Genomic DNA, 17,030 nt, shown 5'->3' with positions numbered 1-17,030 from the left:
TAAACGGGTTAATTCGTAAAACACCACTAATATCAAAGGAACATCGATAATCCAATAGAAGTACATGGGTAATAATTTGGATTTTGTTCGAATAAATTTTAAAGGAGAAATATTATTATGAATACTATTTTTAAACCTAAATTCTTCACAGTTTTAAAATCAGGATTGGATAAGAAACAACTATCCAATGATGTTTTATCGGGCATTGTAGTAGGCATTGTGGCCTTACCTTTGGCCATAGCCTTTGCCGTAGCCTCGGGAGTATCCCCGGAAAAAGGACTTATAACGGCCATAGTTGCGGGTTTTTTGATTTCATTACTGGGAGGTAGTCGTGTGCAGATCGGTGGGCCAACAGGTGCCTTCATTGTTATCGTCTATGGTATCGTGGAGAAATATGGTATAGATGGATTGATTATTTCTACCATATTAGCCGGCATGTTATTGATTATCTTTGGATTGTTGAAGTTGGGTACCTTACTCAAATATTTTCCTTTATCATTGGTCGTAGGGTTCACAAGTGGTATTGCAATCGTAATATTTTCCACACAGATCAAGGATGCCTTGGGTTTACCAATAGATAAGGTACCTTCCGAATTCCATGAAAAATGGTTGGTCTATTTTTCGAACTTGGATCATATTAATTGGGAGGCATTTACATTAACTGCCATAACAATTTTGATTACGGTTTTCTCAAAAAAAATAACAACGAAAATTCCAGGTTCCTTCATTGCTATTATACTAATAACACCTTTGGTATACCTGTTGAAAATTGATGTGCCTACCATCGAGAGTTTTTTTGGCACGATTCCGAATAATTTTCAGATAACCATTCCCGAAATTCAATGGAACCAATTACAAAATTATGTAGCTCCTGCAATGACCATAGCTTTGTTGGGAGGTATTGAATCCTTACTTTCAGCAGTTGTTTCCGATGGTATGATTGGGGGAAAACACCGTTCAAACACCGAACTGATCGCCCAAGGGATTGCAAATATCATAACACCATTTTTTGGAGGAATTCCTGCCACAGGAGCTATAGCCCGTACCGCCACTAACGTGAAAAACGGGGGTAGAACACCCATTTCAGGAATGGTACACGCAATGACCTTATTGCTGATCATGTTGTTCTTGGGCCAATGGGCGAAGTTGATACCTATGTCTTGTTTGGCGGGTATATTAATCGTGGTCGCTTATAACATGAGTGAATGGAGGTCTTTTGTATCTATCCTCAAAGGGTCTTATTTCGATATCCTTATATTATTGACCACTTTTTTCATTACGGTATTTTTCGATTTAACCTTGGCCATTGAGGTAGGGGTGGTATTGTCGGCCATTCTGTTTATGAAAAGGATGGCGGATTTTAGCGAAAAACGTATCGATGATTTTATAGATACGGATGTAATCGAGAATTATTCTGAACTACCTGCCGGTCTAAATATTTATGAGATCAGTGGACCCTTGTTCTTTGCATCTGCAAGAAGATATTCAGAGGCTATTGAGGAAATCGGGTTAAAATGTGAGGTCCTAATTATTAGAATGCGACATGTTTCTTTCATTGATCAAACGGGGTTGCACAACCTGAAGGATACCATCAAGATTTTGAAAAATAAGAACATTACTATACTTCTTTCAGGATTGAATCCTCAGGTCAAAACAAAATTCGAAAAATACCAATTGAACGACTTGATCCAGGAAGATCATATTTTCGACAGTTTTAATAAAGCTACCCAAAAAGCATTTGAGTTGTTAAGTCATCCATCAAAAAAAAGAGAATAACCAAAGTTGATTTCTATCGGTTCAAGATATTGGCTTTGGCAATGAATTTTTTGCTTTTTTCCATATCACCTTCCGTTAGAAAACTAAAGATAACATATAAGAAGAACGAAATAGAGATACCGATCAACGCTTGTTCGGTCGATGCTGTTTCCCATGCTACGGGCAAATCCAACCCTAAGGCTACCAAAAGATTGTAGGTTGAAAAGAACAATCCGAACAGCATGGAGATAATGGCGGCTTTTGAGGTGCCCCTTACCCATAAAAACCCCAACACCAACGGTATAAACGCACCGCTGGTAAGAAAATCGGAACCAATCCATGAGATTCTTAAAACCGACTGTATCTTCAAGGCAATAAGTAGCGCCAAGGCACCCAGGAGAAAGGTCGATATTCTACCTATCATAACATTATGGGACGGACTCGCATTCGGGTTTATATGTCGTTGGTACACATCAACCGTTAAAGAAAGTGCCCCTGTATTGATAAGGGAATCCATCGTAGACATGATAGCGGCACTCAATCCCACAAATAGAACGGCACTGATTATGGGATTGGGAATATTGCTGATCAAATCGGGAACTATTCCACTTTTCGGAACGGTTTCATATAGTACCGATGCGAACATTCCCGTATAGGTAACCATAAGATAGAGAGGTATAAAAGCGATGAAACTAATAATCATCATTTTTTTAGCGTCCACGGCCTTTTTTGCCGCTGAAATGCGTTGCCAGATATTGGCTTGGATCATCCATGAGGTGCCAAATGTAATTACATAGGCCAAGTTGTCGGATACATTGGTAAAGAATGATATATAACCTTCTTTTTGGTTTGTAATTGCCGTGACCTTTACCGCTTCGATTCCACCTGATTGATCGTAGGTCATATAAAATAAAAGTACCCCTGTCAGTAGAAAGAATACAAATTGCAGTAGATCGGTTAGTACCACCCCTTTGAAACCACCGAACAAAGAATAGGTCAATACGATCAAAGTTCCCAAAATGGCCCCTTGCTCATAGGAAATATCAAAAAAGGCATGAAAAAACTTTCCGACCACTATAATCTGAACCGTGGAGCCGATGACCATAAAGATAATAATGAAGATGGTAAGCAATAGTGAAACCTTATTATTATAACGTTGCTCCATAAGTTGGGGTTGGGATATGGAACCTACATTACGGATTCCTTTGGCAAATAGGAACATGAGCGCTGTTGCCAAAAGTACAGGTACCCCATAAATCCAGAAGGAACTAAGTCCGTTTTTATGTGCATGGTCAACTAAGTCAATGGCGGATCCTCCTCCCCACCACGATGCCACAAAGGTCACGGCCAACAACCAAGCCGGTAATTTTCGTGAAGCCAAGAAAAAATCCTCACTGCTTTCACTCTTTCTGTTCCATATGCCGATGACAATAAGGGCCAAAAGATATAATGAAAGTAAAAGAATGGTGATAGTGGTACTTGGCATATAGGTCGGGTTGCTTAGATCCCAAAAATAATCATTCCCTTCAATTTACCATGGGAAAGGTATGTTGTTAGGCAACGTTTTTAAGTCAATACGGAATTATCAAACTTTTTTAGCTGTCATATTACTCGTTAAAAAAGCTATGAAGGCTGGTAATACCCAACCCATGCTAAAACCACTTAATGGAATAACTTCGGTAATAGGGGAGATAGTATCACCTAATCCGATACTCCCCATAAAATCTGGTACACTGAACAGAATCGTAGTGACAACCACCGCTTTAAATACTACAGGGGTAGTATATTTTTCAGGCAATACGTTCAATACGATCAAGATGATTGTTATGGGATAAATGAACATGAGAGTGGGTAGGGCAACGTCGATAATATAATCAACATTGAACTGTCCCATACCAACCCCTAGGACGCAACCGATAATCGCCGTTATGGTAAAAGCTTTTTGTGAATCGTTATACCGTGATTTTATAAAATCTGCCGTACCGGTTACAATACCGACCGCGGTGGTGAAACAGGCCAAACTCACCAAGATTCCTAAAAATAGGTTGGCGGTATTACCCAGGGTTTTAATACTTATGCCGTTTAAAAGAGCGGTGCGTGAAATATCGGTATCAAACTCTTTGTGCATTAACGTTCCTGTAAAAATGAGTCCGGCATAGATCAATAGCAATGCGAATCCTGCAATCCAACCAGCCCTTCGTACAAGAGCCCTTTTTTCTGCAAAGGAGTCTCCCTTGTTTTTCAGGTTGATCGAGACGATAATAACGCCACCCACGACCACTGCACCTATGGCGTCAAAGGTTTGGTACCCTTCCAAAATCCCTGCCGAAAAAGGATTTGGGAAAACGGTCTCACCAAAGTCCATCGGATATGAAAAAAGGGTAATGCCAATAATCAATAATAGAATAACAATAATGGCCGGTGTCAAGAACTTTCCGAGAATATCCAGTATTTTGGAACGGTTCATTACAAAAACAAAGACGAGGGAAAAATAAATGATGCTCGTTAAGATATATGGGGTGTCAAAATAAGGTTGAATGGCTATTTCATGGGTCACTGAGGCCGTACGGGGTGATGGTAGTCCTACAGCAATGGCATAGATAATCAGTGAAAATACAAGAGCAAATTTAGGGGATACTTTTTTACCAAAGTCGTAAAGGGTGCCTTGCAAGCGCGCATGGGCAAAAATACCCATGATAGGGATGCATATGGCAGAAATGCAAAACCCTAAGGTAACGAGCCACCAAAAATCACCGGCCTTGAAACCAAGTAATGGAGGTAATATTAAATTTCCTGCTCCGAAGAAAAGTGAGAAAAGGGCAAAAGCCGTGACAAGGGTTTCCTTGATCTTATTCATTGGTGATAATTTCGGGCGCAAAGATACTGTAAATACGGTGCATAAAATCACTTAATTTCATCGATTAAAAAGCATAGTTTACCGATTATTCTGCATTTCATCGAATTTGCACACATTTTTTTTGGATTATCCCAATAAAAAACAGAGTTCGTGCGTTATTCAATAAAGTGTTTCATGAACCACTTTTTTAAACAAGACCAAATTAAGTATTTAGCATTGATCCAGGTCCTCAAAATGGATGAATGCTTGCCTAAAAACCTACATCATGAAAAAAGTAATCTGCCAGATTTTCGGACATCACTATGCTGTCTCAAAAAAAGTTACCCACCACATCAAGGAGTATCAATGCATTCATTGTGGTAAAGAAGTGACCACTAATGAAACCGGTGATCTTTCAGCCCTTACCCCGGAAAGACAAGAGATCAATGATACCTTGAAAACAATATACCAAAGAAGACATTGTACTGCGGATCACGCAGCCTAATTATGTTTTGGCAAATGAATTCCAGCCCTGAGCGGTCAATGGAATTTTAGAATTATTCCTGGAAACTAAGTGCGCACCTTCGTTATCAGCAGTCATGTGCCCCACGACTGTTAGATTAGGATTGCCCTTTATTTTCGGGAATTCTTTTTGGTCCAAGGTGAACAACAACTCATAATCCTCCCCACCACTAAGTGCTACCAAAGTACTATCTATCTTAAATTCCTCACAAGCTGAAATGACGGTAGGATCTAACGGAATCTTTTCTTCATACAAATTACAACCCACTTTGCTGTTTTTGCATAGGTGAAGAATTTCAGATGAAAGTCCGTCACTGATATCTATCATGGCGGTAGGGTGTGCCTCCAATTTTTTGAATAATTCAAAAATATCCTTTCGTGCCTCTGGTTTCAATTGACGTTCTACGATATAAGAATAAGGTTCCAAATCGGGTTGACTGTTCGGGTTGACTTTATAGACTTCCTTTTCTCGTTCTAAAACTTGCAGTCCCATGTAAGCCCCTCCGAGATCACCGGTTACGACCAAAAGATCATTTTCTTTGGCTCCCGATCTGTAAACTATATCTTCCGCTATTGCCTCACCGATTGCGGTGATACTTATGATTAATCCGGTTTGGGATGAGGTGGTGTCGCCGCCGACCAAGTCAACGTTGTATATTTTTGTTGCTAATGCTATTCCCGCGTATAGTTCTTCCAAGGCTTCCAGTGGAAATCGGTTAGAAACCGCTAAGGATACGGTTATTTGGGTAGCCTTTGCATTCATGGCATAGATATCCGAAAGGTTCACCATTACGGCCTTGTAGCCTAAATGTTTCAAGGGCATATAACTGAGGTCAAAATGAACTCCCTCTACCAAAAGATCGGTAGAAACAACGGTCTTTTTATCTTTAAAATCGAGTACGGCAGCATCATCTCCGATGCCTTTAATCGTTGATTTTTGGTTTAAGGGGAAGTGTTTGGTCAGGTGGTCTATCAGTCCGAATTCCCCTAACGATTCTAAATCTGTTTTATCTTGATTCTTATTCTCCAGCATTTTGCAAAAATAAGAAGGATATTCTTTTAATCTTTATTTTGGGGTAAAAGAAATAAAATCAATGTATTACCCTTTCAAGAACTGATTAATTCAATTTTTTTGGAAGCTATAACGAAAGAGTTGGCAAGATTGCGCGTAAAAAGGTGTCAACTTGATAATTCTTAGACATTTTTTAGGTGATGAATCCTGTGGTTTTGCATAATTATTACTTTTGAAAGAAAAAACGAAAATACTATGACTTCAGAATATAATAAATGGCATATGCCATATGAACCGGCCAAAGAATTCAATAAAAAAGTTGCCTATTTCAGCATGGAATTCGGTATTCACCAAGCACTGAAGATATATTCTGGTGGACTTGGTTTTTTGGCTGGATCCCACATGCGTTCCGGTTATGAACTCAAACAGAACATGATCGGTATTGGTATGCTCTGGAAATATGGTTATTACGACCAAGGAAGAAATGGGGATCAGACCATGAAAACCAATTTTATTGAAAAGAATTATACCTTCTTGGAAGATTCCGGTTTGGAAGTAGAGGTAAAGTTGCACGATAATCCATCCGTAAAGGTTAGGGCCATGGTTTTGAAACCTGAGATTTTCGGAACCGTTCCTATGTATTTATTGACAACCGATGTTGAAGGCAACGATTACCTATCCAAAACCATCACCAACCATTTATATGATTCCAATTATTTAACCCGAATTTCCCAAAGTATCGTATTGGGGATAGGTGGTGCAAAAATAGTCGAAGCCCTTGGAGGTGCCGAAATGTATCATCTTAACGAAGGCCATGCATTGCCCGCATTCTATTACTTGCGGGATCAAGGTGTCAAAAAAAACCAAATGGTATTTACGACACATACCCCTGAAAAGGCAGGTAACGAGGAGCGAGATGCCCAGCATTTGAACAGATGTGGCTTTTTTGGGCGTTATCTTTCAGAGCCAGAATTGCAAAAAGAAGTGGTAAATGGAGGAATGCTCAACTATACCGTTTCTGCTTTGAGAATGGCCAAAGTATCGAATGCCGTATCAAAATTACATGCAAAGGTATCACAGGATATGTGGAAAGATTATCCGGGAATAAGTAAGATAATCCCGATTACAAATGCACAGAACCAGAAATTTTGGCAAGATGAGGTTATCGAGGAGGCACACTTGGCCAAGGATGCTAAATTATATAGAAAGAGAAAGATTGAGCTGAAAAAAGAATTGTTCGATGTGGTTCTGAACCAAACCAATAAACTTTTTGACCCCAATACATTGACCATTGTTTGGGCCAGGCGTTTTGCCGGTTATAAAAGGGCCGATCTCTTGCTTCAGGATCTTGAGCGTTTTGAAAAGTTGATCAACAATGAAAAATATCCCGTTCAGATAATTTGGGCAGGTAAACCTTATCCATATGATTTTTATGCCATTGATATTTTCAATCACTTGGTACATTACTCCAAGCAAAAATCCAATTTAGCGGTATTGGTGGGCTATGAAATAGAATTATCACGCGAACTGAAATGTGGTTCCGATATTTGGCTTAATACTCCAAGAATTACTAGGGAGGCCTCTGGAACCAGTGGTATGACCGCTGCTATGAACGGTTCGGTCAACGTATCTTCAAATGACGGGTGGATGCCCGAATTTGCAAAAGATGGCAAAAATTCATTTGTTTTCCCGGTAATAGACCAAAATTTACCAACTTGGGACCAAGATAAAATCGACTGTGAGAACTTATATGACATTTTGGAGAACAAGGTATTGCCCACGTATTACGACAAGCCTAAAAAATGGCAAGAAATTGTATTCAACAGTATTGATGATGTTCTGCCTCAATTCGGTAGTAATCGAATGGCCAAACAATATTATGAAGAACTCTATAAGTAGGTTCTTGGTTATGTTTATCTAGGCCAGATCGGATTTTTGGCCGAAATGAATTTCTTCTTTAATCATTCAATTTGGTAAAAGGGTAACCTGTCACTTTTTGTCGTGATAGATTACCCTTATATACTTATACGTTATAATAATGTTAGGTTTTATTGTAGAACCCTACATATAACTTATATTTGTAAACTATTTAGAATCAAAACAAATAATGATACAGGTTTCAGATACAGCTAAACAAAGAGTCATTGGATTAATGACAGAGGAAGGCTATGACGCTACCAAAGACTATGTACGTGTTGGTGTCACGAGCGGAGGATGCAGTGGTTTGTCATATGAATTGAAATTTGACAATTCAATTGGGGATACCGATAAGGTTTTTGAAGATAATGGAGTACGGATTATAGTGGATAAAAAAAGTTTTTTATATCTCGCAGGAACAATTTTGGAGTATTCCGGCGGATTGAACGGCAAAGGATTTGTTTTTAACAATCCAAATGCCCAACGTACCTGTGGGTGCGGTGAGAGCTTTTCACTATAAGGGAATTGGGGTTGCGAAAAAAAGCTAAAAAGTAAAAAAGAAAAGGGTTAAGCAAAAATGGGCAAATTCACTTCATTTGAAGATTTGGAAGTCTATAAATTAACCTTAAGTTTTACTATAAAGATTTTTAGATTATTGAATGAAGCACAATTGAGTAGGGAATTTGCCTTTGCAGATCAGTTAAAAAGGGCAACTCTCTCAATTTCTAATAATATTGCTGAAGGTTTTGAAAGGGAAACGGACAATGAGTTATTACGTTTCTTATATTTTTCAAAAGGTTCTGCAGGAGAGGTGAGAAATATATTAAACGTATTGGAAGCTGTAAAGTTGATTGAAGCTGAGAAGTATAGTGAGTTAAAGAATGATGTAGTAATTATTTCAAAACAGCTTTCGAATTATATTAAATATGTTAAAAAGAGAAGTTGAATTATGCTTTGGTTTTGGGTATTCATTTGAATTTCCAACCTTACCTTTTTTCTTTTTAACTAATTAACCAAGTAGTATGGCATATACCGAAGAGGAATTAAAAAAGGAACTTGAGAACAAGGAGTATGAGTACGGGTTCTATACGGATATTGAATCGGATACCTTCCCTGTCGGATTGAATGAGGAAATCGTTATTGCAATTTCCAAAAAGAAAGAAGAACCGGCTTGGATGACCGAATGGCGTTTGGAGGCTTTTAAAGCTTGGAAACAAATGGAGGAGCCAGATTGGGCCAATATAACCTATAAGAAGCCTGATTTTCAGGCAATATCCTATTATTCGGCACCGAACAGTAAGCCCAAATACGATAGTTTGGATGAAGTTGACCCAGAATTGTTGGATACCTTCAAAAAACTGGGAATATCCTTGGATGAACAAAAGAAATTGGCAGGTGTTGCCGTGGATATTGTTATGGACTCTGTTTCGGTGGCGACGACCTTTAAAAAGACGTTGGCCGAAAAAGGAATCATTTTCTGTTCCATTTCAGAAGCGATTAAAGAACATCCTGAATTGGTACGAAAGTATATTGGCACTGTTGTTCCGCAAAAAGATAACTTTTATGCAGCTTTGAATTCTGCCGTTTTTTCCGATGGCTCTTTCTGCTATATTCCAAAAGGCGTTCGCTGCCCCATGGAATTGTCAACCTATTTTAGGATAAACCAAGCAGGTACAGGTCAGTTCGAAAGAACATTGGTCATTGCGGACGAGGGTAGTTATGTTAGTTATTTGGAAGGTTGTACGGCCCCTTCAAGGGATGAGAACCAGCTTCATGCAGCGGTAGTAGAGCTTATTGCTTTGGATGATGCCGAGATAAAATACTCAACGGTACAAAATTGGTTCCCTGGTGATAAAGAAGGTAAAGGCGGGGTTTTCAACTTCGTTACCAAAAGGGGGATTTGCCACAAGAATTCAAAAATATCATGGACACAGGTTGAGACTGGATCCGCCGTTACCTGGAAATACCCTTCCTGTATTTTAAAAGGGGATAACTCTATCGGCGAGTTTTATTCCATAGCCGTAACCAACAATTACCAACAGGCCGATACCGGGACTAAAATGGTCCATATTGGTAAAAACACCAGAAGTACCATCATATCAAAAGGGATCTCTGCCGGTAAATCGCAGAATAGTTATCGCGGACTGGTACAGGTGAACAGTAGGGCCGAGAATGCCAGGAACTTTTCACAATGCGATTCTTTGTTAATGGGGAACGAATGTGGGGCACATACATTTCCGTATATCGAAGCCAAGAATAAATCGGCTCAAATTGAGCACGAGGCTACTACCAGTAAAATTGGTGAAGATCAGATTTTTTACTGTAATCAACGAGGTATCGATACAGAAAAGGCGATTGCTTTAATCGTAAACGGATTCAGTAAAGAGGTATTGAACAAATTGCCTATGGAATTTGCCGTAGAAGCACAAAAACTATTGGAAATAAGCCTTGAAGGCTCAGTCGGATAATATTTTAAAAAACATAAGATGTTAAAAATTAGCAACCTGCATGCAGGTATAGAAAATAACGAAATACTCAAAGGAATAAATCTTGAGGTAAAAGCTGGTGAAGTACATGCCATTATGGGTCCAAATGGATCTGGTAAGAGTACCTTGGCCTCTGTTATTGCAGGTAAAGAGGAATATGAGGTAACGGAAGGCAGTGTGGTTCTCGATGGTGAGGACCTAGAAGATGCCGCACCTGAAGAAAGGGCCCACAAGGGTATCTTCCTTTCTTTTCAATATCCCGTTGAAATTCCCGGGGTATCTGTTACCAATTTCATGAAAACAGCCATTAATGAAGGGCGAAAAGCCAGAGGTCTTGAGGATATGCCGGCCAAGGATATGTTGAAATTGATACGGGAAAAAGCCGAGTTATTGGAAATTGACCGTAAGTTTTTATCGCGTTCCCTGAATGAAGGTTTTTCAGGTGGTGAAAAGAAAAGGAACGAGATTTTTCAAATGGCAATGTTAGAGCCTAAATTGGCTATTTTGGATGAAACCGATTCTGGTTTGGATATTGATGCACTTCGTATCGTGGCCAATGGGGTGAATAAATTAAAGAGTAAGGATAATGCGGTTATCGTAATTACCCACTATCAGCGTTTACTTGATTATATAGTTCCTGATTTTGTACATGTATTGCATCAAGGGAAAATCGTGAAATCCGGTACCAAGGAATTGGCCCACGAACTAGAGGACAAGGGCTACGATTGGATCAAGCAAGAAACGGCGATATAAATACAGTGAACAGTAGCGGTTGGGCAGTAAAAATTGCCAACTGAAAACTGTTGACTACCAACAGAATTAATATGGATTTAAAAGATAAATTGATTTCTTCTTTCATGGCATTCGAGAACAAAATCGATGTCGAACATCCGGTACATGATATTCGTTCAGAGGCCTTTAAGAATTTTGAGGAAAAAGGGTTTCCTACCAAGAAAGAGGAAGCTTGGAAATATACTTCATTGAAGGCTCTTCAGAAGATCGATTTCAGTATTTTTCCAAAAGAGGTAGATGCCCTGGAAAACAAACAGGTAAAGAAATATTTTTTACAGGAAATAGATACGTACAAAATTGTCTTTGTCGATGGTATTTATTCTTCATTTCTTTCTGAAACCACCCATGATGGGGTAGATATTTGTTTAATGAGCGCGGCTTTGACCAAACCCATGTACAAACAGTATATAGATGTATATTTTAATAAAGTGGCTTCCAAGGATGATTCTTTGACCACTTTGAACACTGCATTCAGTAGGGAAGGGGCCTTTATTTATATCCCAAAGAACAAAATGCCCAAAAAACCGGTAGAAATAGTACATTTTTCCACTGGGAATGAGGCATCCTTGATGTTGCAGCCTAGAAACCTTATCGTGGCGGAGGAAAATGCCGAGCTTCAGGTTATAGAAAGGCATCAAAGTTTAACCTCACATGAGGTTCTGACCAATGTGGTGACCGAGATATTTGCCGCTGAAAGTGCCATTGTAGATTATTATAAAATTCAAAATGATGAGAAAACCGCTTCTTTGATCGACAATACCTACATCAATCAAAAAAGCAAAAGTGTGGTTAAGGTCCATACCTTTTCATTCGGCGGAAAACTTATAAGGAATAACTTGAATTTCTACCAAAATGGAGAATATATAGACTCTACGATGAAAGGGGTCACCATTTTAGGCGATAAACAACATGTAGACCATCATACTTTGGTTCACCATATTGAACCTAATTGTGAAAGCCACCAGGATTATAAAGGCATTTATGGGGAGAATTCAACAGGGGTGTTCAATGGTAAGATCATTGTAGAAAAGATCGCGCAGAAGACCAATGCCTTTCAACAGAACAATAATATCCTGATCAGTGATAAGGCAACTATAAACACTAAACCGCAATTGGAGATTTTTGCTGATGATGTTAAGTGTTCCCATGGCTGTACCATTGGTCAATTGGATGAAGATGCATTGTTTTATCTTCAATCACGGGGTATTCCTAAAAAAGAAGCCCGGGCTTTGTTGATGTATGCTTTTGCCAATAATGTTTTGGAAAGTGTTCGAATTTCCGAATTGAAAACAAGCATAAACCGTCTTATAGCGGAAAAGCTTGGGGTTCGTTTGGGTTTTGATCTTTAAAATGGAGAAAACTACCTTCAATCCAACAGTTATCCGAAAAGATTTTCCAATACTCAATCGTGAGGTCAATGGTAAGCCATTGGTCTATTTCGATAATGCCGCTACTTCGCAGACACCACGGCAAGTTATAGATGTCATAGTAGATTATTACAGTAATTATAATGCCAATATACATCGTGGTGTTCATACACTTTCACAAGAGGCAACCGATAAATATGAGCAGGCTCGTATAAAGATCCAAAAGCATTTTAATGCAGCAAAGTCCCACGAGATCATTTTCACTTCTGGGACAACCCATAGTATAAATCTTGTGGCTAATGGTTTCACATCTATTTTAAAGGCTGGTGATGAACTTATAGTTTCGGCCATGGAACATCATTCCAACATTGTGCCCTGGCAAATGTTGTGCGAGCGTACCGGGGCAACCTTAAAGGTTATCCCTATGAATGAGGAAGGGGAATTGATTTTGGAAGAATACCTGGAATTATTATCCGATAAGACAAAATTGGTGTTCTGTAACCATGTGTCCAACGCTTTGGGAACGGTAAACCCGGTTAAAACGATAATCGATGCTGCGCATAAAGTAGGGGCTGCGGTATTGATAGACGGGGCTCAAGCTGCCCCACATATAAAAGCGGATGTACAAGAATTGAATGTTGACTTTTATACGGTTTCTGCACATAAAATGTGTGGCCCTACTGGAGTAGGCATGTTATACGGCAAGGAAGAATGGCTGAACATATTGCCACCCTATCAAGGTGGAGGTGAAATGATCGCCGAAGTTACTTTTGAAAAAACCACATATGCTGATTTACCGCATAAGTTTGAGGCAGGAACACCGAATATTTGTGGTGGAATAGCTTTTGGTGCTGCCTTGGATTATATGAATGCCATAGGTTTTGATGAAATTGCAGCTTATGAAAATGAGCTTCTTGAATATGCAACCGAAAGATTGTTGGCCATAGAGGGGTTACGTATTTATGGCACCTCGGAAAATAAAACATCCGTTATTTCCTTTAATATAGAGGGGGTCCACCCTTATGATATGGGTTCTATCCTCGATAAATTGGGAATAGCCGTACGTACAGGTCACCATTGTGCCCAACCGATCATGGACTTCTATAAGATTCCCGGAACGGTAAGAGCCAGTTTTAGTTTTTACAATACCAAGGAGGAAATCGATATTTTGGTGGAAGGTGTAGAAAAGGCCAAAGCAATGCTTCTTTGAGCTTTTCAACCCCAAATCCAATAAATTGAAAACCTATGATACTTATTGTATTTTTGTATAAAATGAGTTTATGGGAATAAAAGAGATTCAGGAGGAAATCGTTGATGAGTTCTCAATGTTCGAGGATTGGATGCAACGTTATGAATATATGATAGAGTTGGGTAAATCACTTCCGTTAATAGATGAGAAGTACAAAACCGATGATAACATCATAAAAGGTTGCCAAAGTAAAGTATGGGTACATGCTGAATTAGATGGGGATAAATTGGTATTTACGGCAGACAGTGATGCCATAATCACTAAAGGGATCATTGCTATTTTAATTCGTACGTTCAGCAACCAGAAACCCCAGGATATTATTGATGCGGATACCGATTTTATAGATGAGATCGGGTTAAAGGAACATTTGTCGCCGACCCGGGCCAATGGTTTGGTAAGTATGGTGAAACAATTGAAGATGTATGCTATTGCATACCAGACACAATTGAACTAAAGCTAAGAAAAATGAGTGAAGAAGTTATAAATACGCAAGAATTAGGCGAAAAGATAGTACAGGTCCTAAAGACGATATATGATCCTGAGATTCCTGTAGATATCTATGAACTGGGATTGATCTATGATGTTTTTGTCAATGAAGTAAGGGATGTGAAGATTTTAATGACCCTAACATCTCCTAATTGCCCTGTTGCGGAAACCCTACCGGTTGAGGTAGAAGAGAAGGTGAAATCTTTGAACGCCGTTAAAGATGCCATCGTAGAAATCACTTTTGACCCACCTTGGACGCAAGATCTAATGAGTGAGGAGGCAAAACTGGAATTGGGCATGCTTTAGCTGTTCAATGATGTTATTCCCTAGCTTTTATGAACCCTCATAGTAAATAGGTCAACGGCGATTATCCATTTACATTTAATCAGATATCTTTTACTTTATGCAAAACGAAATCATAAACCGTGTAGCCCAAAGTCAATTGAAAACCATTGATTTGGAAGATTTTTATCCTAACGGGGAGCGTGTTTTCTTGGATATCAAAGATTGGCTTTTTGAAGGTTTTGTTCTTAGGGAAAAGGAATTCAGGACAACCATAGCAGCGCATGATTGGAGTCAATATCAAGATAAATATGTAGCAGTCGATTGTACAACGGATGCCATCATCCCAGGATGGGCCTTCATGCTTATTAGTACTAAATTACAGCCTTATGCCAAAAAAGTGGTTCAGGGTAATATGGAGGTTATGGAGACTTCACTCTATCAATCCATTATAGAAGACCTTGACGTTTCAGAGTTTAAGGATAAACCTGTTATAATCAAAGGATGCGGTAACAAACCCGTTCCGCAAAATGCATATTTGTGGATAACTATCAAATTGTTGCCCGTCGCAAAGAGCGTAATGTACGGCGAAGCATGCTCCTCCGTGCCATTATACAAAAAAGTATAATTGTTGATAACTGTAATTGTTTATAGTTAACAATACTTACTTTTGCACTTCATAACAAAATTTAAACACTAACATTATGAGAAATTTAGTTTTAACAGTTACTGCGTTTTTGGCACTATCAGCTACATACGCACAGACCGCGGATGAATTGAAGGCCTTACAAGGTCCTAAGAAAGATTCGATTGCGGCCATTCAAGGTAGGGTAGATGCCCTACAAGCACAAATTGATGCCCTTCCAGGATGGAAGAAAGGGGCGTTCGGTACCATTGGGGCCAACTTATCCGGTTTCGATAATTGGTATTCAAAAGATGCAGCTAATTCCAGTGCAGGTAATATTGGGGTTACTGTAAATGGATTTGCCAACCTTAATCAAGAAAAGTTTTTCTGGAGAAACTCGGGAAACATCAACCTTGGTTGGGTAAAGTTCGATGACAAGGATGATCCAACAGATGACGATAGCTTTCAACAGGCTACGGATGTTTTCTCCATTTCATCGCTTTATGGGCGTAAAATAAGTGAGAAGTTCGCTATATCTGCCTTAGGGGAATATAGGACTACGATATTGAGCAACTTCAACGATCCAGGTTATTTGGATTTAGGTATTGGTGCCACATGGACACCAATTACAGATTTGGTTGTAGTCATCCACCCTTTGAACTATAACTTTGTTTTCAGTAGTGAGGATGATATTTTTGAATCCTCAATGGGTGCAAAGATCGTAGCCGATTATACCCGTAAAATCGGTAAGGTTAATTTTAAGACCAACCTTTCGATGTTCCAAAGTTATAAATCTTCAGACCTGTCGAATTGGACATGGATCAACTCTTTTGGATATACGATCTGGAAAGGTATTGGGCTTGGCTTTGAATTTGGTTTAAGGGATAATAAGCAAGAAGCGCTTAATTACGCGTTGAACGGACCAACACCTGATGCCACCGCCACTTTCGATAATATTGACAATGATTTACAGACCTATTGGTTATTTGGCCTTAACTATGCCTTCTAAACCAATTTTAATTATAAAAAAAAGCCCTGTCAGTCATGCCAGGGCTTTTTTATTTATTGAATTAGTCAGTTATGTATTGTGTCCAAGTTTTCAATTTTGAACTGAGTAATTCCAAATACTTATCCGTAGGTTAATTTATGATTCTTTTGGGATTCAATACTAAATCATAAATACAGGACTAAGGTAATCTTAGGCAGCATAAATTGTAAATATTTGTTGTGTATAACAGACTTTTTGTGGTGTAAATGGTAAAAAAATATAGGGATGTTACGAACCTCTTCTTTTATTAAAGTTCGGTATAGGTCATTAAAAAAGGCCCTTTTGGGAAAGGGCCTTTTTTTAAGTAGGTTTAAATTACAGTCCTGATAAAATTCAGGTAGCTTTTTATAGGTTTAGTGCTCGTTTGGGGCTTGCACTATTATAGGTTAAGTTCATGATAAGATTTGGGGTCTATACGATCACTTAATTACAATGTAAAGATAAGGTGGAACAGAGGAAAGGTCACAAAATATGTTGTGAACCCATCCTTAATTGTGGTGTAAAAATTAACGGTACGATTTTCCCGATGAACGGCATACTTTATATCGGCTGAAGGGTTCTGAACGATATAGGAAAATAAAAAACGCCCTTTGAAAAAAGAGCGTTTTTTAGTTCAGTAGGTTTTGTAAAATTTGGTCCGAAAAGAATTCGGA

At 38.8% G+C, this 17,030-nt stretch carries 16 protein-coding genes; 13 read left to right on the top strand and 3 right to left on the bottom strand.

The window, feature by feature from the left end:
- Positions 1–117: 117 nt before the first annotated feature.
- On the top strand, positions 118–1,776 hold the full coding sequence (locus tag GJ691_RS08650) for a SulP family inorganic anion transporter (RefSeq protein WP_154365889.1): 1,659 nt from the start codon (positions 118–120) through the stop codon (positions 1,774–1,776).
- A 13-nt stretch (positions 1,777–1,789) separates the two neighbouring features.
- On the opposite strand, the gene GJ691_RS08645 is transcribed toward GJ691_RS08650, so the two are convergent.
- Entirely contained in the window at positions 1,790–3,241 is a 1,452-nt protein-coding gene (locus GJ691_RS08645; RefSeq protein ID WP_154365887.1) for a sodium:solute symporter family protein, read from the bottom strand.
- A 99-nt stretch (positions 3,242–3,340) separates the two neighbouring features.
- Positions 3,341–4,612 carry a branched-chain amino acid transport system II carrier protein gene (gene brnQ, locus GJ691_RS08640; protein WP_154365885.1) on the bottom strand — a complete coding sequence of 424 codons (1,272 nt, stop codon included), beginning with the start codon at positions 4,610–4,612 and terminating at the stop codon, positions 3,341–3,343.
- 265 nt (positions 4,613–4,877) lie between these two features.
- Here brnQ and GJ691_RS08635 point away from each other — a divergent pair, with 265 nt between their 5' ends.
- On the top strand, positions 4,878–5,096 hold the full coding sequence (locus tag GJ691_RS08635; RefSeq protein ID WP_154365883.1) for a hypothetical protein: 219 nt from the start codon (positions 4,878–4,880) through the stop codon (positions 5,094–5,096).
- On the opposite strand, the gene thiL is transcribed toward GJ691_RS08635, so the two are convergent.
- Positions 5,097–6,146, bottom strand: coding sequence for a thiamine-phosphate kinase (gene thiL / locus GJ691_RS08630; RefSeq protein WP_154365881.1), 1,050 nt, complete (start codon positions 6,144–6,146; stop codon positions 5,097–5,099).
- 234 nt (positions 6,147–6,380) lie between these two features.
- Here thiL and glgP point away from each other — a divergent pair, with 234 nt between their 5' ends.
- The 11 genes from glgP to GJ691_RS08575 all read left to right on the top strand — a co-directional run bounded on the left by glgP (position 6,381) and on the right by GJ691_RS08575 (position 16,338).
- Positions 6,381–8,024 (top strand): alpha-glucan family phosphorylase, encoded by a 1,644-nt coding sequence (glgP, locus tag GJ691_RS08625; RefSeq protein ID WP_154365879.1) that lies wholly within the window; start codon positions 6,381–6,383, stop codon positions 8,022–8,024.
- Between the two features lie 208 nt (positions 8,025–8,232).
- A complete protein-coding gene (locus GJ691_RS08620; RefSeq protein ID WP_154365877.1) occupies positions 8,233–8,562 on the top strand; it encodes a HesB/IscA family protein in 330 nt (109 codons plus the stop codon).
- 57 nt (positions 8,563–8,619) lie between these two features.
- Positions 8,620–8,988 (top strand): four helix bundle protein, encoded by a 369-nt coding sequence (locus GJ691_RS08615; protein ID WP_154365875.1) that lies wholly within the window; start codon positions 8,620–8,622, stop codon positions 8,986–8,988.
- Positions 8,989–9,064: 76 nt separating this feature from the next.
- Positions 9,065–10,510: a Fe-S cluster assembly protein SufB gene (sufB, locus tag GJ691_RS08610; RefSeq protein ID WP_154365873.1), complete on the top strand. Its 1,446-nt coding sequence runs from the start codon at positions 9,065–9,067 to the stop codon at positions 10,508–10,510.
- Between the two features lie 18 nt (positions 10,511–10,528).
- Positions 10,529–11,281 carry a Fe-S cluster assembly ATPase SufC gene (gene sufC, locus GJ691_RS08605; protein WP_154365871.1) on the top strand — a complete coding sequence of 251 codons (753 nt, stop codon included), beginning with the start codon at positions 10,529–10,531 and terminating at the stop codon, positions 11,279–11,281.
- A gap of 71 nt (positions 11,282–11,352) precedes the next feature.
- A complete protein-coding gene (gene sufD / locus GJ691_RS08600; RefSeq protein WP_154365868.1) occupies positions 11,353–12,669 on the top strand; it encodes a Fe-S cluster assembly protein SufD in 1,317 nt (438 codons plus the stop codon).
- Between the two features lies 1 nt (position 12,670).
- Positions 12,671–13,897 carry an aminotransferase class V-fold PLP-dependent enzyme gene (locus tag GJ691_RS08595; RefSeq protein WP_154365865.1) on the top strand — a complete coding sequence of 409 codons (1,227 nt, stop codon included), beginning with the start codon at positions 12,671–12,673 and terminating at the stop codon, positions 13,895–13,897.
- Between the two features lie 70 nt (positions 13,898–13,967).
- On the top strand, positions 13,968–14,390 hold the full coding sequence (locus GJ691_RS08590) for a SufE family protein (RefSeq protein ID WP_154365863.1): 423 nt from the start codon (positions 13,968–13,970) through the stop codon (positions 14,388–14,390).
- Positions 14,391–14,401: 11 nt separating this feature from the next.
- On the top strand, positions 14,402–14,728 hold the full coding sequence (locus GJ691_RS08585) for a DUF59 domain-containing protein (RefSeq protein WP_154365861.1): 327 nt from the start codon (positions 14,402–14,404) through the stop codon (positions 14,726–14,728).
- 97 nt (positions 14,729–14,825) lie between these two features.
- A complete protein-coding gene (locus tag GJ691_RS08580; protein ID WP_154365859.1) occupies positions 14,826–15,332 on the top strand; it encodes a DUF2480 family protein in 507 nt (168 codons plus the stop codon).
- 76 nt (positions 15,333–15,408) lie between these two features.
- Positions 15,409–16,338 carry a DUF3078 domain-containing protein gene (locus GJ691_RS08575; RefSeq protein ID WP_154365857.1) on the top strand — a complete coding sequence of 310 codons (930 nt, stop codon included), beginning with the start codon at positions 15,409–15,411 and terminating at the stop codon, positions 16,336–16,338.
- Positions 16,339–17,030: the final 692 nt, after the last annotated feature.

The sequence above is a fragment of the Maribacter luteus genome, from assembly GCF_009674825.1.
GTDB classification, from domain to species: Bacteria; Bacteroidota; Bacteroidia; order Flavobacteriales; family Flavobacteriaceae; genus Maribacter_A; species Maribacter_A luteus.
Note: the sequence above shows the minus strand (reverse complement) of the source record. Positions and strands in the feature narration are given on the sequence as shown.